This is a genomic window from Prosthecobacter sp. (assembly GCF_044226605.1).
Taxonomy (GTDB): domain Bacteria; phylum Verrucomicrobiota; class Verrucomicrobiia; order Verrucomicrobiales; family Verrucomicrobiaceae; genus Prosthecobacter.
This window is the reverse complement of sequence record NZ_JBGAGS010000037.1, coordinates 19,688-40,633: the sequence shown is the minus strand read 5'-3', so window position 1 is coordinate 40,633 and position 20,946 is coordinate 19,688. Positions and strand designations below refer to the sequence as shown.

General features: G+C 61.0%; 18 protein-coding genes. 9 read left to right on the top strand and 9 right to left on the bottom strand.

The features are described 5' to 3' along the window. Window positions 1-61: 61 nt before the first annotated feature. On the bottom strand, window positions 62-1,327 hold the full coding sequence (locus tag ACILSO_RS31170) for a NosD domain-containing protein (RefSeq protein WP_395741409.1): 1,266 nt from the start codon (window positions 1,325-1,327) through the stop codon (window positions 62-64). Between the two features lie 347 nt (window positions 1,328-1,674). On the opposite strand from ACILSO_RS31170, the gene ACILSO_RS31165 reads away from it, so the two are divergent. Next, on the top strand, window positions 1,675-2,748 hold the full coding sequence (locus tag ACILSO_RS31165; protein ID WP_395741408.1) for a virulence RhuM family protein: 1,074 nt from the start codon (window positions 1,675-1,677) through the stop codon (window positions 2,746-2,748). A 222-nt stretch (window positions 2,749-2,970) separates the two neighbouring features. On the opposite strand, the gene ACILSO_RS31160 is transcribed toward ACILSO_RS31165, so the two are convergent. Next, window positions 2,971-3,276: a glycine zipper domain-containing protein gene (locus tag ACILSO_RS31160; RefSeq protein ID WP_395741407.1), complete on the bottom strand. Its 306-nt coding sequence runs from the start codon at window positions 3,274-3,276 to the stop codon at window positions 2,971-2,973. Window positions 3,277-3,904: 628 nt separating this feature from the next. Further along, entirely contained in the window at window positions 3,905-4,453 is a 549-nt protein-coding gene (locus ACILSO_RS31155) for a transcription termination/antitermination protein NusG (protein ID WP_395741406.1), read from the bottom strand. 377 nt (window positions 4,454-4,830) lie between these two features. Here ACILSO_RS31155 and ACILSO_RS31150 point away from each other — a divergent pair, with 377 nt between their 5' ends. From ACILSO_RS31150 to fmt, 4 genes are all read left to right on the top strand, one after another. After that, window positions 4,831-5,421 carry a hypothetical protein gene (locus ACILSO_RS31150; protein ID WP_395741405.1) on the top strand — a complete coding sequence of 197 codons (591 nt, stop codon included), beginning with the start codon at window positions 4,831-4,833 and terminating at the stop codon, window positions 5,419-5,421. A gap of 81 nt (window positions 5,422-5,502) precedes the next feature. Beyond that, window positions 5,503-6,396 carry a glycosyltransferase family 9 protein gene (locus ACILSO_RS31145; RefSeq protein ID WP_395741404.1) on the top strand — a complete coding sequence of 298 codons (894 nt, stop codon included), beginning with the start codon at window positions 5,503-5,505 and terminating at the stop codon, window positions 6,394-6,396. A gap of 22 nt (window positions 6,397-6,418) precedes the next feature. Beyond that, entirely contained in the window at window positions 6,419-7,054 is a 636-nt protein-coding gene (locus ACILSO_RS31140; protein WP_395741403.1) for an adenylate kinase family protein, read from the top strand. 10 nt (window positions 7,055-7,064) lie between these two features. Beyond that, the gene (gene fmt, locus ACILSO_RS31135) at window positions 7,065-7,994 is read left to right on the top strand and encodes a methionyl-tRNA formyltransferase (protein WP_395741402.1); all 930 of its coding nucleotides are present in this window, start codon (window positions 7,065-7,067) and stop codon (window positions 7,992-7,994) included. A 5-nt stretch (window positions 7,995-7,999) separates the two neighbouring features. On the opposite strand, the gene ACILSO_RS31130 is transcribed toward fmt, so the two are convergent. Continuing rightward, a complete protein-coding gene (locus tag ACILSO_RS31130; RefSeq protein ID WP_395741401.1) occupies window positions 8,000-9,196 on the bottom strand; it encodes an FG-GAP repeat domain-containing protein in 1,197 nt (398 codons plus the stop codon). A gap of 319 nt (window positions 9,197-9,515) precedes the next feature. Between ACILSO_RS31130 and ACILSO_RS31125 the strand changes: the two genes are divergently transcribed. After that, window positions 9,516-9,797 carry a hypothetical protein gene (locus tag ACILSO_RS31125; RefSeq protein WP_395741400.1) on the top strand — a complete coding sequence of 94 codons (282 nt, stop codon included), beginning with the start codon at window positions 9,516-9,518 and terminating at the stop codon, window positions 9,795-9,797. Window positions 9,798-9,803: 6 nt separating this feature from the next. Here the strand turns inward: ACILSO_RS31125 and ACILSO_RS31120 are convergent, their stop codons facing one another. After that, window positions 9,804-11,177, bottom strand: a complete 1,374-nt coding sequence (locus ACILSO_RS31120) for an FAD-binding oxidoreductase (RefSeq protein WP_395741399.1) — start codon at window positions 11,175-11,177, stop codon at window positions 9,804-9,806. An 89-nt stretch (window positions 11,178-11,266) separates the two neighbouring features. Between ACILSO_RS31120 and ACILSO_RS31115 the strand changes: the two genes are divergently transcribed. Then, window positions 11,267-13,939: an ATP-dependent DNA ligase gene (locus tag ACILSO_RS31115; protein WP_395741398.1), complete on the top strand. Its 2,673-nt coding sequence runs from the start codon at window positions 11,267-11,269 to the stop codon at window positions 13,937-13,939. 231 nt (window positions 13,940-14,170) lie between these two features. On the opposite strand, the gene ACILSO_RS31110 is transcribed toward ACILSO_RS31115, so the two are convergent. Both ACILSO_RS31110 and ACILSO_RS31105 read right to left on the bottom strand, forming a co-directional pair. Further along, the gene (locus ACILSO_RS31110) at window positions 14,171-15,622 is read right to left on the bottom strand and encodes a shikimate kinase (RefSeq protein WP_395741397.1); all 1,452 of its coding nucleotides are present in this window, start codon (window positions 15,620-15,622) and stop codon (window positions 14,171-14,173) included. Continuing rightward, window positions 15,619-17,157 (bottom strand): hypothetical protein, encoded by a 1,539-nt coding sequence (locus ACILSO_RS31105; protein ID WP_395741396.1) that lies wholly within the window; start codon window positions 17,155-17,157, stop codon window positions 15,619-15,621. Before ACILSO_RS31105 ends, ACILSO_RS31110 begins: the two co-directional genes overlap by 4 nt. Before the next feature lie 69 nt (window positions 17,158-17,226). Here ACILSO_RS31105 and ACILSO_RS31100 point away from each other — a divergent pair, with 69 nt between their 5' ends. Beyond that, window positions 17,227-18,048 (top strand): TIGR00282 family metallophosphoesterase, encoded by an 822-nt coding sequence (locus tag ACILSO_RS31100; RefSeq protein ID WP_395741395.1) that lies wholly within the window; start codon window positions 17,227-17,229, stop codon window positions 18,046-18,048. 17 nt (window positions 18,049-18,065) lie between these two features. Continuing rightward, window positions 18,066-19,082: a hypothetical protein gene (locus ACILSO_RS31095; protein WP_395741394.1), complete on the top strand. Its 1,017-nt coding sequence runs from the start codon at window positions 18,066-18,068 to the stop codon at window positions 19,080-19,082. Window positions 19,083-19,092: 10 nt separating this feature from the next. On the opposite strand, the gene ACILSO_RS31090 is transcribed toward ACILSO_RS31095, so the two are convergent. After that, on the bottom strand, window positions 19,093-19,500 hold the full coding sequence (locus ACILSO_RS31090; protein ID WP_395741393.1) for a hypothetical protein: 408 nt from the start codon (window positions 19,498-19,500) through the stop codon (window positions 19,093-19,095). A 7-nt stretch (window positions 19,501-19,507) separates the two neighbouring features. Beyond that, a complete protein-coding gene (locus tag ACILSO_RS31085; RefSeq protein WP_395741392.1) occupies window positions 19,508-20,914 on the bottom strand; it encodes a caspase family protein in 1,407 nt (468 codons plus the stop codon). Between the last annotated feature and the right edge of the window lie 32 nt (window positions 20,915-20,946).

The following is a 20,946-nucleotide window of genomic DNA, read 5'->3' as shown; positions in this document are numbered from 1 at the left end:
CACAAGCGTCCCGCTTGTGGGCTGGATCAATCCAAGGGTCTGCCCGCCAGCCATCCCCCATCTACTTCTGTCGGCTGCCTTCGATGACGATGTGCTTCGTCTCCGGCCCTTGCTTTACGAGCACGCGCGCCTTGCCGCCGCGTGTTTCCGTAAACTCATTGTCGCTGATCGTGATCGATTCCGTGCCGCCCTGGATGTCGATGACTGCGCCGCCTTCGGGCGCGTTGTCGATGAAGCGGTTTTTCTCGATGCGGTTGCGGTGCCCGGCAAAGTCCGGCCCGCGCTCCGGGCGGAAGAGCAGCCCGTTCACCTTGCTGCCCCGGATGGTGTTTCCCGTCACGAGATTGTCCGTGTCTCGGTGGCCGATGGAGATGCCGACGCGGTTTCCATCAACCACGTTCCCTTCTGCCAGGCCGTACTTCACGCCCCAGCAGAAGAAGATGCCGATGTCGTTTCCGCGCAGGGTGTTGCCACGGATGATGGGGCGCTGCGAGCCACTGCCAGGGTGCAGGCCCAGGCCGCTGTTGTTTTCGCTCACGCAGTTTTCCACCACCACATCATGGCATATCTGCCAGCTGATGCCGTCGCCGTGGTTGTTGCGCGCTGTAACGCCGCTGATGCGCACACGGTTGCAGTCCTGCAAAAAGATGCAGCCGGCGTAGTTGCCATCCAGCTCAGCATTATTTTGGCGATTGCCGTCTAGCATCAAGTTTTCGATCCGCACATCATTCACGTTTTCGCCGCTGAGCAGGGGAAACAGCGTGGCGCAGGTGGCCTCGTTCATCTGCCAGAGGTTTTCGCGCAGCGCCTTGTCCAGCTTGAATCGGCTGCCGTTGCGCGCCACCAGCGTACGCTTGAGCACCGTCTGCCGTCCCGTCTTCGCATCCTTGGCGCGCAGGCACACGCCATCGCCCACGCGGAAGCCGCTGGCGTCATGCAGGGTGATCTCCTGGTCATACCAGTCGCTGTCCAGTTTCAGCGGCGTCGTGGCGGAGGGCTCCTTGATCAGCACGGTGCCGCCGCCGCTCTCGCCGCGGAGGTTCACTCCCGTTTGCAGATACACCGCGTTTCGCAGCCGGTAGGTGCCAGCCTTGATCCGCACCGTGCCGCCGCCCAGCCTCGCCACATGGTCCACCGCCGCCTGGATCGCCCGCTGGTCACCACCCACAATGTCCGCATCCTTCAGCCCCACGCTCACCTCCAGCATCTCCTCCCACCGCGGCTGCACCGCCGTGTCACCACTCGTCTGTCGCGGCGTTATCACCTCCGGGCGCTCAGCAGCAGAAAGCGGAGACACGAGCACGAGGCAGAGCAAGAGGCGTTTCATTCCCGAACCTACGCGCGAGAGAGGCGGGAGCTTTCCGGGGTGGGGCTCCGGGGCTGATGGATCGCGGGCCTCCGAGCCCGCAGCACGCCGCAACCACTCAATTCCACGCCTTCCACTCATACACGCTGGGATAAGCACATGGGGTTGTCTCCATTCCCTTGCTCCTTCATTCCTTTGCCAAAAAACAGCGTCCCCTTTTTCGCACCGTCTTCTGCCGTTACCCTCCGTCCCACAATCAAGCCGCCTTGAGTTCCAGTGCTCTGGGCTTGATAAAGAGGCCCCTTGAGATCAAGCCTGCCTGTGGCCTACTATGGAGGCGGCACAGCGCCAAAAATTGGCAGAAAACCATGAGCAAAAACAAACCAACTCCCGGCGGTCGTTCCAAAAAGAACACCGTCCCCTCGCTGGTTCGTTCCTCGGCTGCCGAGTACCTCACCTTTGTGGCTGCCAGTGGCCAGGGCGGCGTGGAGGCCGTTTATGCCGATGAGAATGTCTGGCTCACCCAGAAAATGATGGGACTGCTCTACGATGTGGAAACCCACACCATCAACTACCACCTGAAAAAGGTGTTTTCAGACAGTGAGCTAACCGAGGATTCAGTTATTCGAAATTTTCGAATAACTGCCGCCGACGGCAAAACCTACGACACTCAACACTACAACCTCGCCGCCATCATCGCCGTCGGCTACAAGGTCAACTCGGAGCGTGCTGTCCAGTTCCGCAAATGGGCCTCCGGCATCATCGAATCCTTCACCATCAAGGGCTTTGCCATGGACGACGAGCGTCTGAAAAACGACGGCTCCATCCTTGGCAAAAAATACTTCGAGGAGCAGCTCCAGCGCATCCGCGAAATCCGCCTCAGCGAGCGCAAGTTCTACCAGAAAATCACCGACATCTACGCCACCGCCATCGACTACGATGTCACCGCCGCAGCCACTCAGCGCTTCTTTGCCACCGTGCAAAATAAGCTCCACTGGGCCATCCACGGACAGACCGCCGCCGAGGTCATCGTCTCCCGTGCAGATGCGGCCAAAACCCACATGGGCCTGACCACCTGGAAAGACGCCCCCACCGGTAAAATCCAGAAGTTCGATGTCAGCGTGGCCAAAAACTACCTCACCGAAAACGAGATGGCGCAGCTGCAACGCCTCGTCTCCGCCTACCTCGATGTGGCCGAAGACATGGCGTTGCGGCAAATTCCCATGACCATGCAGGACTGGGAAACCCGCCTCAACCGCTTCATCGCCGCGACCGACCGGGAAATCTTGCAGGACGCCGGTAAAGTGACTGCCGAAATCGCCCGAGCCCACGCGGAAAGTGAATTTGAAAAATACCGCATCGTGCAAGATCGCCTGTTCGAATCCGACTTCGACCGAATGATCAAAACCCTGCCCGAAAAAGGCACCTCGCCCCAGCTTTAGCGATGGGGGAACGATGCAAAAATCCGCCTCTGAATCCGTGAAATTCGGCGATTTGGTTCACCTCCGGCCCCTCTGCCTCCCACCGACTGCCTCAAAGTCCTCCCTCCTGTCCTCAGACAGACACCCAGCATAAAATAAGTGCAACTGAGAAGGGGCATAGAGCAAGACCCTCGCCCCCAATCAGCCGCAATTGTGGTCACAAGCCGCCACAGGCTTCAAGCATCAATAGCCCCGGTAATAGCCAGGACCTGGGCCATAGTACGGCCCGTTGTTATAAGGACCGTAGCCATACCCGTTGTTGTAATAGCGCCGCTGATCCCGCGAGTTGCCGATCGCGTTGCCGGCCAGAGCTCCGAGGCCCGCACCGATCGCCGCGCCTTCCAGGCCGCGACCGCTTTGATTGCCAATGATGCCGCCGACAGCCGCACCGCCGAGTCCGCCGATCACCGAACCAGTTTGAGCGCCCGGCCCCGTTGCACACGAAGCCAGAGAAACCACTGCGATGGTGTTAAGAATGAATGTTTTCATAAGGGTGTTGGGTGTTGAGTTTTTTGAAGGGCAAACAACGCCACAGCGCAGCCCTCAACCACAAATCGCACCCCCCACCCCCACCGGCCGTACCCGACCCAAGCCCCCGACTCCGCCCAACAATCGTCAACTAGGCCGCCTCCGTAGCTTCAGCGAAGGAGGGCGGTGCAAAATCATTCTGCGCCCTCAGTCATTTCCCTGCCAGAACCAAAGCCCCACATTCGCTGCTCAGTCGCCGAAACACCCATCCAACATTCAGAATTCCGGATGCCTTTATGAGTGTCTTATGAGCGTCCGATGAGTGGTTTCAAAATCTGACCTTCAGTCCGCAAATCCCGCCAAGCCGACCACCAGCATTCTGCCTCTCATCCTTTTTTCCTCCTTTTCCCTTTTTCGGCCAATCCCCTCCGGAACTCCGGACAAACCACCGTCAGCAACCGTCCCCCCTCCAACGCTTCCCCTCACCTCAACAACTCTTCAATCTCCCCGTCTGATCGGCTCATTGTCTGACCGTCTCCTCAACCACCGCAAACAACAGCGCACCACAGCCACCAACGAACCGAGAACAGCGAACCGAGAATCGAGAACCAAGAACCAAGAACCGAGAACCGAGAACCGAGAACAACCCCTACCTCGCCGCCACCACCGCCCTCGGCTTATGCTCCGTCAGAATCTTCGACATCGGTACTTCAACCGCGTTTTCGCGCCCGAGGAATTCGAGCAAAATCCTCACCCTCTCCACACCCGTCAGCATCGCATTCACAATCCCCTTCATCCCGCGCATCGGCCCCTCCGTCAGCTCCACCGTATCCCCCACCTTCACCCCCACCGCCACCTCGCAGATCTCCACATCCTTCATCTCCGCCTTCAGCTCCGCGATCGCCGAGTCCGGCACCGACGTCAGGTTCCCCCCAAAGTCCACCACCTTGATCACACTCTGCGAGTAGTTCACTGCCCGCATCGACTGGCTCGGCACAAACCGCGCGAAAAAGTAGCTCGGAAACAGCGCCTCAATGAACCACACCTTCCCCCGCCGCGTGCTCTTCTGAAACCGAATCCGCGGGCAATACGTCTCCACCCCCTCCAGCCCCCCCATCAGCGACGCCGCGATATGCTCGCACTTCGGACGCGTATGCACCACATACCAGGCAGAGATGTCTTCTTTCTTCGGTTTCATTCAGTTCACGTCCCCCAAACTGCCCCACCCCACCCCCGAGGCAACCACAAACCCAAATTTAGCTCTCCAACAAAGATCGCTCCCCCCTGGGAGCGCAGCTTGCCCTTCGAAGCTTTAGCGAAGAACGGGGCACTCCGATGCCGCTCTGGAACCTCCGCCTCACCCACACCTCCTCCAGTCCACCGCAGTCCCGCAGCATCGAGAGCCCGACCAACCACCGTCACCAACAGTCAACCATCGTCAACCACTGTAAACTCCGGCCAACCACCGCAAACAATCGCCAACAACAGCAAACCACCGCCAACTTCCCCTCTAACTCCGCGTTTGCTTCCCCGCCCCCCCTGCGCCACCTATCCCACCCCTTTTCCGTCCCCCGCATGTTCGCCGACCTCTACGACTACCTCTACCACCTCGCACCCACAGGCGGCATCCCGCTCAAAGGCACTGGCATCGTCGTAGCCCTCGCGCTCATCTTCACCCATGCCTGGGCCCTCATGAACAAGGCCCCCACCCAGGCCTTCCTCAAAGCCTTCCCACGCACCTACTTCTGGGGCGCCCTCCTCCTCACCATCGACTTCCTCTGGGCCGAGTTCGCCCTCGCCAACATGGACATGGGCGAGTTCTACAACATGCGCCGCAACTTTATGCTCATCGTTGCCGGCGGCTACGTCGCCGTTCTCATCTACGTCAAAGAATTCCTCGCCGTCCGCGCCCTCGGCTCCCTTCTTCTCCTCATCGCCGGCCCCGTCCTCACCGCCGCCTTCCTGCAGCCCCCAGTCACTCGCCTGCTCCTTCCCATCCTCGCCTACGTCTGGATCATCGTCGGCATGTTCTTCATCGGCATGCCCTTCCTCATGCGCGATTGGGTCAACGACATCATCGCCAAACCCCAGCGCTGGAACCTCGCCGTTTACGGCGGCATCGCCTACGGCATCGCCCTCCTCGCCTGCGCCGTCCTCTTCTACTGATTTCAGTCCCACCGGCTCCACCTCTGGTTCCGGCCACTGCCTACTGATCACTGGCCACCGGCTACCGCCTACCGTCCACCGATGTCCGCCCCGCCCCGCGTCCTCGTCATCCGCGGCGGAGCCATAGGCGACTTCATCCTCACTCTCCCAGCCCTTCGCCTCCTGCGCGAAACCATCCCCGGCTGCCATCTCGAAGTCCTCGGCTACCCCGCCATCGCCGAACTCGCCCGCACCGCCGGCCTCGCCGATTCCATTCGCAGCCTCGAGCACCGCACCATGGCCCCGCTGTTCGCCAAAACAGCCCCCATCGACGAAGCCCTTGCCGAACATTTGCGCAGCTTCAACCTCGTCGTCACCTTCCTCTACGACCCCGACGGCCACCTCCGCGCCAGCCTCGAACGCATCGGCATCAAAACCCCCATCGAGTGCTCCCCCCTCGTAAATCCCTCAGGCCCCCACGCCTCCAGGCAACTCGCCCAAGGCCTCGAGAAACTCGCCATGTTTCTCGAAGACCACCACCTCCACCGCGCCCACTTCGAACCTCATCCATCAGCTCATCCCCGCATCGCCATCCACGTCGGCAGCGGCTCACCCAAGAAAAACTGGCCCCTCGAAAACTGGCAGCAAGTCGCCGCCACCTTCCCCAACGCCGAAGTCATCTACATCACCGGCGAAGCCGAAGCCGAGCGCCACATCCAGCCCACCGGCCCCAACCTCTGGCACTCCCTTCCGCTCCCCGAACTCGCCACCCGCCTCAGCACCTGCACCGCCTTCCTCGGCCATGACAGCGGCATCTCCCATCTCGCCGCCGCATGCGGCGTCCCCTCCCTCCTCCTGTTCGGCCCCACCGACCCCGCCATCTGGTCCCCACCCCAACCCTGGGTCCGTTTTTTGCGGAATCCGACACACAACTTGGCCGATCTGACACTCGAAGAAGTGAAATTGGCCGCCGCGCAAGTTGTGGCAAAAACGTAACGTGCTAGCCTTCCCTAAAATCATGTCCGACCAACATCCCCCCGCACGCATCAAAGCCTTCCTCATCCTTGGAGCCCCCGGAAGCGGCAAGGGGACGCAAGGAAAGGTATTGGGCAGCATCCCCCGCTTCCACCACCTCGCCTGCGGCGATGTCTTCCGCTCCCTCGACACCCGCACCCCCCTCGGCCAGAAATTCGTCCAATACTCCAGCCGCGGCGAGCTCGTCCCCGACGACGTCACCGTCCAGCTCTGGCACGAAAATCTCAAGCAACGCATTGATTCTCATCAGTTTAAGCCCGAGATCGACTTCCTCGTCCTCGACGGCATCCCCCGCAATGTCGAGCAGGCCAAGTTCATGGAGCCCCACATCGAAGTCCTCAAAGTCTTCCACCTCTCCTGCCCCGACCGCACCGAACTCGCCCGCCGGTTACGTAAACGCGCCTTGAAGGACAACCGGTTCGACGACGCCAACGAAAGCGTCATCCAGCAACGTTTCGCCACCTATGAGGCCGAAACCAAGCCCATCCTGGAACATTACGGCAGCGACCTCGTTTTCGGTATCGATGCCAGCCAGGCACCTGCCAAGGTCCTTTACGACATCATCGGTGGCGTCATGCAGCTTCCAGAGTGGAAGGAACTGGAAAAAATGAGAGTCTAACCGCCCCCGAATGCGCGTCCTCTACATCGGCACCGGCGATATCGGCCTTCCCTCCCTGGAATGGCTCCTCAATTCCACGAAACACCAGGTCGTCGGCGTCATCACCCAGCCCGACAAACCCGTCGGCCGCAAAATGGTGATCACCCCGCCACGCATCAAGGTGCGCGCCCTTGCAGCAGGAATCCCCGTCCTGCAACCCGCCAAAATCCGCCACGCCGTTGAAGAACTGAAGTCCTTCAATGCCGACGTCGCCATCGTCATCGCCTACGGCCAGATCCTCTCCCGCGCCGTCCTCGATGTCCCCCCCCTCGGCTGCCTCAACGTCCACACCTCCCTCCTCCCCCGCCACCGCGGTGCCGCCCCCATCCAGGCCGCCATCCGCGACGGCGATACCGAGACCGGCGTGTCCATCATGTTCATGGATGAAGGCCTAGACACCGGCGATGTCCTCCTCATGCACCGCATGCCCATCGCAGACGATGACACTGGGGGCACTCTACACGACAAACTGGCCCTTCAAGCTCCCTCAGCCCTCGAAGAAGCCCTCGATCTCCTCGCTACCGGACATCCCCCCCGCGAGAAGCAGGACGAATCCAAGGTCACCCACGTCCGCAAGCTAACGCGCCAGGACGGTCGCCTCGACTGGTCACGCCCTGCCATCGAACTCGACCGTCTCATCCGCGCCTTCACACCCTGGCCAGGAACTTCCTGCATGTTGAAGGACGTGCAGATGAAGGTTCACAAAGCCCAGGTCATTGCCAATGCGGATGCTTGCCCTGCTCCGGGAACGATCGTGAGTGCCAATGCCAGCGGCATCCTCGTCAGCTGCGGCAGCGGTCTGCTGAATCTGATCGAGGTGCAAATAGAAGGCGGCAAGCGTTTGCCTGCCGCCGACTTTTTGCGGGGTCACCCGCTGCAGGCGGGCGATGTGTTGCACTGAGTTGCTTATTCCTGCAGGAAGACGAAAACGCCCTTCTTGTTGCCGATGACGACGTCCATTTTGCCGTCTTTGTTCACATCGCCGGGGGTGACCTGAGTGCCGACGCCGCTGTTGTCGTCGATCTGATGTGGGATGAATTTGGCTTCCTTGCCTTCGCGTTTGATCTCAAACCAGTAGAGCACCGGGGCGGCGTTGGGTTCGTCGTCCTTCATGGGGCCGTGGGCCCAGCGGCGCTTGCCGGTGACGACGTCCATGATGCCGTCTCCGTTCATGTCGGCGAGTTGCATGGCGTGGAGCTGGCTGAATTTCACACCCACGGGGCTTTCTTCGACGGTGGCGCCCATGAGTTTGTGCTGGGCGAAGGTGCCGTCGGCATTCTGCTCGAACCAACCGAAGCCGTAGCCATGCGCATCGTAGCTGCTGATGACGTCGTTGCGGCCGTCGCCGTTCACATCGTAAACAAGGATGAAGGAACCGCCGCGGCCGCCTTCGACGGTGAAGAGCTGCGGGTGAAACTTCCAGTCGCTGTCGGCCTTGGTGTCAGCGGGTTGTTCGCGCCAGCCTTCTTTGTCGAGGATGTCGGGACGGCCGTCGCCATTCACATCGCCCACGCCATAGCCGTGGGTGTAGCGGAAGTATTTTTTGTCGTTTTCAGGTGATTTGGGTGAAATAGGACGAAAGCGGGCTTTGCCGAAAGGATTTGCCCAGTCGATCTCGGCATAGCCGAGCTGGCCATTGGTGTGGCAGACGAGCTCCGGCTTGCCGTCGCCGTTCACGTCTTTGAAGTCGGGGGACTCATTGTCGGTGACGTCGAAAATGGTGTGGCGTTTCCATTCACCGCCCTTGTTCTGCGGGTTTTCGAAGACCCAGGTTTCTTTGCCTGGCCAGGAGAAAGCGAGGATGTCGCTCCAGCCGTCGTTGTTGAAGTCGTAGGTGTAGGTGAGGAAGAAGTCGCTGTAGCCCTTGGCTGGGTCGTAGGGTTCTTTTTCGAACTTGGGAGCGAACTCGACGCGCTCTTTGAACTCCGGGCCTTTCCAGATGAAGCGGCCGGAGCAGATGTCGTTCTTCCCGTCATGATCAAAGTCTGCGAAGTGTGCGCCTTCCGCCACAAACTCTTCGGTGAGCGTGTACTTCTTGAATTTCAAATCGGCTGCGGAAAGAGGCAGCGCGAGCAGGAGGGCGGGGATGAGCAGTTTGGTCATGGTCGGTGGGAAGGAACAGAATTAATGTAGAAGATCTTGCAGACTGCAGGGGTTTGCAAAATCAATCCTTGGGCATAAATTGCCATCATGTCCTCCGTGCACGAAATTCAATCCGCCATCTCCCAGCTTACGTTGGAAGAGCGTGGTGTGCTGGAATCTTGGTGGCGTTCACAGCCGGGAGCACGGTTGCGGAAGGCCGTGGCGGACGCATGGGCTGGAGGAGCAGGTGTTCCGGCGGAAGTTAAATGTGTATCGGACCAGCCAATCGGCGCGGAAACGGTCGCCAGATCCCACGAACTGATCCGCAAGCACGGTTGGAATGTCTGACCTATTCACACTGCGCGAAAGCGATCTTTACGCTTGGCAGGCCTCAAAACTGGGGCCGACCGAAAAAATGGACGAAGTTCTGTCTGGCCTGCTGTGGGCTATTGCGCGACTTGCCGATGATTTTCCTGTTGTGCCAGGGACCGAACGTTTGCGTGTGGCCGAATCAACGCGATTTCTGCATGACGATGGAACTCCTCTGCGTGTGCGCATCTGGTTCGTAGTTGTGTCGGAGAGCGAAGTGGAATTGCTGTCGATCGAAGCGGAACCCAATTAAAAACAATCAACCCAGGAACTTGCCGGGGTTGAGGATGCCGTTGGGATCTAGGGCGGCTTTGAGGCGGAGGTGCATTTCGTTGGCGGCGGGGGAGACGGCGTCGCGCCACCAGCGTTTTTTGGCGATGCCGATGCCGTGCTCTCCGGTGATGGCGCCGTTCCAGGAGATGACCTGGTGGAAGAGTTGGTCGAGGGCGACTTCGGCCCGTTCGCGAATGGCGGGGTCGTCCATGGTGGGGACCATGATGTTGACGTGGATGTTGCCATCTCCGGCGTGACCGAAGGAGGCAACGGGGAAGCCGTTTTCAGCTTGGAGTTTTTCGGCGAAATCGACCAAGTCCACGAGGCGACCGCGGGGGACTACGATGTCCTCGTTGAGTTTGATGAGGCCGGTGTTGCGCAGGCTGTAGCTGAATTCGCGGCGGAGTTTCCAGAAGGCTTCGCAGGCTTCATCGCCCATGGCTTTGTTCAGGCAGATGCTGCCGAGGCTGGTCACGAGATTGGCAAGCTGATCGATCTCGCCTTTGACGGAGTCGGGCTGGCCGTCGATTTCGACGAGCAGGTGGGCATCGCCTTCGGGAGTGACGGAGGCACCGAGATATTCGCGTGCGGCGCGCAGGGTGAATTTGTCGGCGATCTCCAGCGCGCTGGGGAGGAAGCCGCTGCCGAGGATGCGTTGCACGGCATTGGCGGCTTCAGCGAAGGATTTGAAACCGGCGGAGAGCATCGCACGCATAGGCGGATGAGGGATAAGGCGCAGGGTGGCCTCGGTGACGACGCCAAGCATGCCTTCGCTGCCGACCATGAGGCCGACGAGGTCAAAGCCAGTTTTGTTTTTGTGGCAGCGGCCGCCGGCTTTGACGATGGAGCCGTCTGCGAGCACGGCTTCCAAGCCGAGTACGTAATGGCGTGTGACACCGTATTTCAAGCAACGTGGGCCGCCGGCGTTGGTGGCGATGTTGCCGCCGAGGCTACACTCTTTGAGCGAGGCGGGGTCGGGTGGATAAAACCAGCCGAGCTTGCGCACCTCATTTTGCAGATGGCCGGTGATGACGCCGGGCTCGATGACTGCCACGCCGTCTTCCAGAGCGATCTCCTTGATCTTGTTCATGCGGGCGACGGAGAGGGCGATGCCGCCCTTCAGCGGAACGCAGCCGCCGACGTAGCCGACGCGGGAACCTTGAGGTGTGACGGGGATGCGATTGGCATTGGCAAAACGCAGGACTTCGGAGACTTCGGCGGTCGATTCGGCGTGCACCACGACCTCGGGAGGATTCGACGCGAACCATTTGTCCGTGCTGTGCGTAGCGATCTCGGCCTGCGTGGTTGAGACGCGGTCAGGACCGAGGAGTGAGATGAGTTGGTCGGCGTGGGTGGCCATCAAGCATCATTGATGCAATCTGGGGAAACAGCAAGATGTCCCCAAGATCAGGCGGATGTTTGGCAATTGGAGTCGTATGATCGTGATGTATGCCTCCTCTGATCGAAGTCACTTATCCACGCGGCATCTATGTGCCTGAGGCAGATTTGTGGCTGGATCCGCATTTTCCGAGCAAGCGGGCGTTTATTTCGCATGCGCATGCCGACCACGTGGCGCGGCATGAGATGACGTTTTGCTCGGAGGTGACGCGGGATCTGATGAAGACGCGGTATGGCTACAAGAACGAGGGAGAGATGAGGGTGCTGCCGATGCGGGAGGTGGTGGAATGGGAGGGGTGGGAGCTGCGGCTGCTGCCGGCGGGGCATATCATTGGCTCGGCGATGCTGCACCTGACGCGGAAGGCGGATGGGGCGACGCTGCTGTATACGGGGGACTACAAGCTGAGGCAGGGGCTGAGCTCGGAACGGTGCGAGCTGCTGCATGCGGACACGCTGATCATGGAGTGTACCTTTGGGCTGCCGCAGTTCACGTTTCCACCGACGGCGGAGGTGGTGGCGCAGGTGCTGAAGTTTGTTCAGGAGACGCTGGAGGATGGCGGCATTCCGGTGCTGCTGGGTTATTCGCTGGGGAAGGCACAGGAAATTTTGTGCGCGCTGGCGGAGGCGGGGCATCCGGTGATGGTGCACAAGTCCATCTGGGACATGACGCGAGCGGTGGCTCCGCTGCTGGGGAAACTTCCGGAGTATCAATTGTTTGATGCGGCGCATGCGGCGGGGCATGTGCTGCTGTTTCCGCCAAGCAACGGACGCTCCATCGCTCTCAAGAAACTGAAGGTGTGTCGCACGGCGATGATGACCGGATGGGCGCTGCAACCGGGCGCGAGGTTTCGGTACCAGGTGGATGAAATTTTTCCACTGAGCGATCATGCGGATTATCCGGAGCTGGTGGAAACGGTGGAGGAGGTGAAGCCGCTGCGCACGTGGCTGGTGCATGGATACACGCGGGAGTTTGCGGCTGATCTAAGGCTGCGCGGGTTTGAGGCGTGGACTTTGGAGAAGGCGGATCAACTGGAACTGACGCTGCAAAGCGCGGCGCCGGTAGTGCGTGCGGCTTTGGAGCAAGGCGCAGACGAGTGGGGCGAAGGGAGCTTCACGCAGTGGGCTGCGGCTTGTGCGGAGACGGCGGAGGTGGCCTCGCGGCTGAAGAAGGTGGAGCGGCTGGCGGTGCTTCTGCGTGATCTGACGGATGCGAATGAGCTGGCACTGGCAGCGCGGTTTTCCTCTGGCAGCACGGGAGATGTGCCGCTGAATACAGGGTGGTCGCTCATCAAGCGCGCGCTGATTGAGGTGAGCGGTGTGAATGAGGCGGAGTATCGCACGATTTCGCGGTCGCAGGCTGACACGGGGCGGACGGCGTTTCTGGTGCTGCAACGAGCGGCGCTGAGTCCGAAGGCTTGTTCTTTGAGTGATGTGGCGGTGTTGTTTGAGCAACTGAGCAAGGCGGGCAGCCAGATGGAACGTGTGACGCTGATCAAGACGAGACTGCAAGGGCTGACGGCAGCGGCTGGCTCGTGGCTGGTGAGGCTGATGACGGGAGAGCTGCGGATGGGGTCCAAGGAGGGACTCATCGAGGAGGCGGTGGCGGCAGCTTTTGAAGTGACGGCGGATGAGGTGCGGGAGGCGGCGATGCTGTGCGGAGACATTGGCTATGCGGCCACGCTGGCGAGCAAGCACGCGCTGCATGAGGCGAAGCCACGGCCGTTTGTGCCGATCAAGGTGATGCTGGCGTCTCCAGAGGAAACGGCGGCGGACATCTGGGGGAGGCTGAACACGGCGGAGGTGTGGCTGGAGGACAAGTATGACGGCATTCGTGCGCAGATGCACCGCACGGCGGGGCGGGTGGAGATTTACACGCGTGATCTGAAGCCGGTGGGGGCGCAGTTTCCGGAGATCATGAGGGCCGCCGCCGCACTACCAGAAGATGTCATTTTTGATGGGGAGATCATCGCGCATGCGGAGGATAAGAAGCTGTCGTTCTTTGATCTGCAAAAGCGGCTGGGCCGGCGTGATCAGGCGGATCTGTTTTTGCCGAGCGATGTGACGGTGAAGTATGTGGTGTTTGATGTGCTGTGGAAGAATGGTGCGTCCTTGCTGGAGAAGCCGCTGGAGGCGCGGCGTGCGGAGCTGGAGGGCATTGCCCTGCCGGCCGGACTGAGCTTGATCGAGGTCATGAAAGTGAGCAGTGCAGAAGAGATCGAAACGTCTTTCCATGCGGCGCGTCGGCGCGGGAATGAGGGTCTGATTGCGAAGGATGCGCTGAGCACGTATTCGCCGGGGCGGCGTGGGAAATCGTGGCTTAAATTGAAGAAGGCCTTTGCGACGCTGGATGTGGTGGTGGTGAAGGCGGAGCAGGGGCATGGCAAGCGCAGCCATGTGCTGAGTGACTATACCTTTGCGGTGCGCGATGAAGAGGCGGGCAATGCGCTGCGGGTGATTGGCAAGGCGTACAGCGGTTTGACGGATGCGGAGATCGAGGAGCTGACGGAGCATTTTACGCAGACGACTTTGAGCCAGCGTGGGAGTGTGCGGACGGTGACGCCGGAGATCGTGCTGGAGATCGCGTTTGATTCAGTGCAGGCGAGCAACCGGCATGACAGCGGACTGGCGATGCGGTTTCCACGGATCAAGGCGATCCGGCGGGACAAGAGGCCGGAGGAGATCGATACGCTGGCGTATGCGAGGAAGCTGGCGGGGGTGGTGTGACGATTGACTTGTGCTCAGATACAGAGACTTCAAACGCGCAGGCAGATGGGCGTGGCGTCAGCACGCGCGTCTGCCAGCGTAACGCAAGGTGCTGTGGCGTACGCACTTCCTCGCAGTCGGGCGGTTTGGCGGAGGGAACGCCGGGGCACAAGAGTGTTCTCGACGCCAAACACGCCCAACCTACGACCCAAGCGCTGCGCTATCAGAGAACAAGTCTGATGACAAAAGCGCTCAGCTCACGGACTCCTGCTTCTGCCTGCGGGCAAAGAAAACGCGGGCGCTTTCCATGACGCCGTAGGCGGTCTCCTGCGGGGTGAGTTCGGCGGTCTTGATGCGGAGATCGGAGATGCCTTTGTAGAGCGGTTTGCGCTCCGTGAGCAGACGCTCGAGCTTGGCCTTGGGGTCTTCCTCGCCATTGAGGAGAGGACGGTTGTTATTTGCTGCCGTGCGGCGTGCGAGGCGCTCGGGGTCGGCATCCAGCCAGACAATGTAGCCGAGATGACGCAGGATGGCCAGATTGCGCGGCTGGGTGACAATGCCGCCGCCAGTGGCGATGACGCAGCCGCGTTTGCCCAGCAAGGAGCGCAGTGCGGCGGATTCACGCTGGCGGAATGCGGCCTCGCCTTCGGTGGCAAAGATCTCGGGGATGCTTTTCCCGGCAGTGTCGACGATGAGATGATCCGTATCGATAATCTGAAAGCCGATCATGTGCGCGACGATGCGGCCGACGGTTGTTTTGCCAGACCCCATCAGTCCGATGAGGAGGATGTTTGGCTGGCGGGGCGGGGGACTTTCGCCGGCGGACTGCACGAGATCGAGAATGGAAGAGGCCAGATCAGGGTCGTCACGCAAGGCGTCGAAGTAGCTTGCGTATCGCGGAGCCCAGCCAGTGGCATGGAGCTTGGAGTTTGAGACGCGCTTGTGGCTCCAGCCGCGTTTGCGGTTGGCATCCGGCTCGCGGGTTCCCGGAAGTTTCATGCCAAAAATGGAGCACAATCGCTCCAGGCACTGGCGCTGCGTGATCTGGGCATCATCGACGATGTTGTAAATGCCGCCGAGCCGATGAGTGACGAGGTGAACGAGTGCGGCTGCAGCATCATCGGCGTGAATTTGGTTGAGGATGCGGCCCTGGCCCTGATTGCCCTCAATGGCGGCTTTTCCTTCGAGCAGATTCTTCAAGATGAACGAGCGTCCGGGGCCGTAAATGCCAGCGAGACGTGCGACGGCGCCACCTGCGCTCAAGGCGATGTTTTCTGCGGCACGCAGCAGACGGCCGGTGTCGCGATCCGGATCGGCAAAGCTGGTTTCATCCACGGTCTCGCCATCCACCTGAGGGTACACGCTGGTGCTGCTGGTGTAGAGTGGAAAGGCCTTGGGAAAGGCGGCAGTGAGGTGCCGCATGCCATCGACATAGACGGACTGGTACGTTTCCGCGCCACCGCGGCTGGAACTGGCGCAGTGGATCAAGGCGTCGATGTTTTTCGCATCCAGCTTTGCAGCGAGAGCGCTGACAGAGGCGCGGTCAGAAATATCGCAGGCTTCTGTGCGCCAGGCTTTTTCCGTGGCAAGCCGTGCGGCGGACTCCGGCGAGTGAGTGAGCCCAATGACCTCATGCCCGGCGGCATGAAGGAGATCCGCGGCGCGTGCGCCGACGAATCCACATCCTGCGACGATCACTTTCATAGGGCGCGATTTTTCTGATAGTAGGCCACGAGGCCCTGGACGATGCCCTGCACGTAATCTTCGATGGCGCTGGATTGCAGGCGGCCGGCAATGAGAGTGCGGCCCAGAAAATGTCCGCGCAGCAAGCGGCGATAGGTTTCCTCATGGTTCATGACGTAGGGCTCGAGATAGACCACCGGGCAGTCATAGATGCGGTTGGCCAGCAGATTCCGCGCATAAACATAGGAGTTTGTGCCGACGTGGCGCGCATTGGGCGTGGTGTAAACATAAGCGGGCAGGCCGGTGCTCTGACGCATGCCATTGGCGACAGCCTCCGCCAACGGCAGTTCCTCCAGATGAGTGCGTGAGAACAGACGGCGAAGCATTTCAAAGCGCACATCCTGCTGCTCCAGTTCAACGGGGGAATAGCAGCCGTTCACGAGCACGTGCAGGTGGTTCATGGGCGAAAACTGCGGTGCGGTGGCATCTCCCCAGGCTTCGGCGTTGAAGTGGAGGCAGAGCACGACATCCGGCTTGATGGTGTCATTCACCTTTTTGCCGCGGGCGTGAATCTCGCTGACGCGGTAGAAGAGCTTTTCGCTCTGCCACTGCACGGTGAGGATCTTGGCATCGCCGGTGACGCCGCTGTAATTTTCCTGTGGCTGCGGAAATCCGGAATCGACCAGGATCTGGCGCGCAGGCGCGATGAAATCTGCGGGACGCTGCTGCGTCACGGGCTCGGGGCGGTCGCGCACCAAGGTGACGTAGGCGCCGAGAGCTTTGAGCCGTTCGGCAAGAACCTGAGCAGTGGTGAGGGTGAGATCGCCCTCCTGGATGGCCTCGCCTGGGGCGAAGCTGAGGCGGCGCTCCTCCATCTGCGCGTAGCCGCCACCGATGTGACCGGGATCAATGGCGATATGGATGTCGCTGAGCAAAGGCCGGCCTTTGAGCGGGGGCATTTCCGCGGCAGTCCGCCAGGTGCGGGAGCCTGGCTGGGGAGATTCCGAGCGGCCGGCAAAAGCGATGCGTGCCTCGGGTTTGGCGGGGTCGCCGGTCTGAATGACGAGGCCGTCGGCCTCCAGCTTCCACGGCGGCTGGAAAGGGGAGCTGTCTGAATAGACATCCCGCCAGGCGGCTTCGAATTCACTGCGGGAGAGCGTCTGGTGAAAAGACTGCAGCTTGAGCCAGTCCGGCTTGGTGCCGAGCGGGCTGAGGCGGTCCAGCCGCGTGGCGGGAGCCGGAGGTGGAGGCAAAGTTGCAGGTGCAGGTGCCGGCGCGATGGTGGCGGGAGCCGGAGCCGTGGGCTGCGGCGGAGTGGCTGGAACAGGAACCGGGGCGGCGGGCGCAGGTGCGGCTGCAGGGGCGCTAGAGGCTGGAGGTGGTGCCAGCGGAGCGGGGCCGGGGGTGAGCTGGCCGGGAGTCACGGGAACGGCCGGTGCGGAAGGACTCGAGGGACTGGAGGCCGGGGAAATGGGCGCAGGCGAGCTCGTCTGCGCCATTCCCGACGCCACCATCAGGGACGCGAGCATGGCTGCCAGCGGAGAGCGGCGCAGCATTCGTTTCATCATCATAAAGTGCATCCTAGACTTGATCCCCCGCTTCATCATCTACTAAGTAGCAGCACGATGAATGACAACACGGCTGACAGCGGGGACGGACTGTTTCGTCTGCTTTTTTTGGGAGATGTGGTGGGGGAGCCGGGGCGCAAGGCAGTCTCGCTGCTGCTGCCGGTGCTCAAAGAGGAACTGAGACTCGATTTCATCGTCGTGAACGGAGAGAATTCCGCGGGAGGGCGTGGCATCACACCGAAGATCGCCATCGGCCTCATGCGCGCGGGCGCTGCGGTGGTGACCAGCGGTGACCATATCTGGGACCAGAAGGAGATCGTGTCCTACCTGGCCGATGAGCCGCGCATGCTGCGGCCGCTGAACTACCCGGAAGGCACGCCCGGGAACGGCTTTGTGGTGCTGGAGTCAAAAAAATGCAAAGTGGCCGTGGTGAACCTGCAGGGGCGCACCTTCATGAACCAGCAGCTGGACAATCCTTTTCCGGCCATCGCGGCCTGCGTGGAAAAACTGCGCGAGGAAACACCGGTGATCTTTGTGGATTTCCATGCCGAAGCCACGAGTGAAAAGGTGGCCATGGGCTGGCATCTGGACGGCAAGGTGTCCGCCGTCGTCGGCACGCACACGCATGTGCCCACGGCGGATGAACGAGTGCTGCCGAAGGGGACCGCCTTCCAGAGCGATGCCGGGATGTGCGGACCGATGGACAGCGTGATCGGCAGCCAGATCGAGCCGGTGCTGGAGCGCTTTCACACGATGATGCCCACACGCTTCGGCGTGGGCAGCGGTGCGGTGCGAGTGAACGGGGCGCTGATCACCATTGATCCGAAAACGGGCAAGGCGCTGAAAATTGAGCGGGTGGCGCGGACGTGGCATGAGTGATTTTTCGCTTTCACCCTATGTCTGACACGCTTGATCCAGCCCTGCTGCGGAAACTCGTGGAGGCAGCCAACGAGCATGGCTCCGAAGATTATTCCGGGCCGCTGGCGGAAGCGATCAATGATGTGGTCAATGCGTCGGCCGATGGTGGCAAGGACGCCATCCTGGCCGTGTGTGCGGAACTGCCCAGGATATCCTCTCCCTACGGCGCGGCGATGCTGGCGGTGTGGCTGGGAGCGATGGTGGAGAATGGTCATGACCCGGGACGATCTTTCAAAGCGGTGCGAGACACCTACCTGAACTGGTCGATCAGCCTTCATAACTCTGACGATGGAGGGGCACAGGGACCTGAAGGGGCTTTGCATGCGCTGGAAAACTGCGGGCGGTCTCTCGTCTCACACTGCATGAACGACGGGCCGATCGTTGACACCTTGCGCGCGGACGATGTTCTTGTTCAGGAGCTGAAGCGCCTTGAGGACAGTTCGAACGGGGCCATGTGGCTCACGCAGGTCGTGTCTCAGATGAGCGCGGAACTAATCGTCTTGAATGTGGAGAAGCAGGCCGGAGCTTTGGTCCGATATGAAAACATCGCGAACTGCTTTCATTTGTTCACCTTGCTGCAAGAGGTGCTGGAAGAATGGCTGCCGCCTGAAAAGCGACCGGCAAAATCATTGATGGAATGCGCGCGCGGAACGTCAGAGAAAAACGAACGCGATGAGGCCCGGTGGCATTTTACGCAGCCTGGCAGTTCTGAAACAGAACCGGAGCCGTGGGTGTGGGGAGAGGCCAGTCCTTCTTCAATTGGGAAGGTTGACGGAAAGCAGGTCGTGATCTTGCGGCCTCCAATCATGGCCAGCAGAGGCTGGGGCTCGGGGTTTTTCTGTCCGATTCTCCACCGCCGGCCACCGGATGTGAAGCTGCTGCATTTCCTTTCCGAGGAAGAGTTTTTGAAATGGAAAGAGAGGGTGCAGCTCTCTGAGCCTGCTGCTCCGAAGGCGGCTGCTGAGAAGAAAAAGCCTTGGTGGAAATGGAGGTAGCGTGAGCAGATCAGGCAATGCCCTCGCGCCGACGCTGCTTGAGGATGAAATCCACACCGCAGGCGAGCTTTTTGGCCATGGGGGATTTCAGGTCCACCGCACGCCAGAAGGGCGTGATCTCGGAAAGCGGCTTGCCGTTTTGATGCTGCTCCCAGGCAAGCTCTGAGGCGATGCGCAGAAAGATGCCCGCGGTGAGAGGGCAGGTGAAGTCGGCGCGATGGGCGGCAGCGAGATCGTCGCGCAGCTGTGGCATGGTGCGGGACTCACCTGTGGGAATTTTGGCCACGTAAGCGGCCACGACCGCGGGGGTGGGAATCAGCATCTTTTCGCCCTCGCCATGGCCTGCATAAGGCTTGCCGAGTTTGCTGACGCTCGGCTTCGGCGGGTGCGCAAATTTTTCAGTCCAGGATTTGGGCATGGCAGGATTACGGGAGTTTGGTCAAAGCCTCGCGTGCGAGCTTCTTAGCGCCGGTGGATTTGAATTTTTCGTCAGCGATTGCGGTGAAGTCGGCCCTGGCCTTGTCGGTTTCGCCAAGGGCCTGGTAGGCGCGTCCCCGGTTGTAGAGGATGTAGGCGTCATCGGGTGTGAGGGGCAGGGCGGCGTTGTAGGCGTCGAGTGCTTCGCTGGCACGTCCGAGCAGCAGGAGGGCGTCTCCGCGACGGTTGAGGGCCTTGGCGGTGAAGGGGATTTTACTGGCGTGATCGGGAGGAAGGCAGTCGCGGAGGGCGTGGAGGATGAACTCGCAGTTGGCGGCGACGGCTTCGACCTTGGGTGAGGCGGTGGTGGTTTCCTTGAGGTCTTCCTTCACGTGGTCGAGCAGGGCTTCAATGGGCAGGGCGGCGTAGCTGCCGGGGCCTTTGGACTGGGCGAGCTGCTGCAGGGCTTCGACGCATTGTTTGGCTTTGCCTGCAGCGGCGAGTTTGGAGATCTCCTTCAGAGTGGGCAAGGCGGGTGCGGGCGCACGAGTGGGTGCCGGGGCTGGCGGAGGTGTTTCGGTTTCTGTGACTGGCAGGGCTGCAAGTGGTGCTGCGGGAGCGGGACCGGCGAGGAAGATGTCATCTCCCACGAGGCGCGAGTATTCGGCGGGGATCTGCCCGCCCTTGGAGCGCTCCAGCACGCCGGCGCGGGTGCGTTTGAAAACCTGCTCCACGGTCAATCCGGGGGTGCGCAGGTTTTTGAGGAGTTCTTCGGTGTAGAGGCCGTTGGTGCCGTCGCCGTCAAGGGCGGTTTGTCCGGCATCGGTGGCGAAGGCGATGAGAGATCCGGCGGGTGGCTTCATCTCGCTGAGGCCACCGGGAGCGGCGGCATCGCGGGTGCGGCCCGTGCGTGCGACGGCGGTGGTGCGGCAGGCATCGAGAATGACGAGGTTGCAGAGCGCTCCGGCGGATTTCATGTCTGCCACGGCCTGCTCGACATTGAAGAGCTTGGTTTCTGCTAGCAGGCGCAGGGTCACATCGTCCGCACCATCAGCGGAGTAACCGGATTTGACGGGGAGGAGGTAATTCGAGCCTGCGACGGAGATGCCATGACCGGCGTAATAAAACAGGCCGACTTCGGCACCGGTCAAAGTGGCGCGGAACTCCACCACGGCTTTGAGCAACTGATCACGCGTGACGTCGTGCTTTTCGATCACGGCGAAGCCGAGTTCGCGAAGGGTTTTAGCCACCGCCTTGGCGTCGTTGGCGGTGTTGCGCAGCGGACCGACGGCGGCTTCGTACTTCGCATTTCCAATGACGAGGGCGGTGCGCGCCGAAGACTTGGGGGCGGTCTCTGCGCGGGGAGTAAAAGCGGCCAGCAGCAGGCATAGGGCGATGCGGAGGCGGGAGGGCATGGCGCGCAGTCTGCTATCAAGAACGCCCGGGT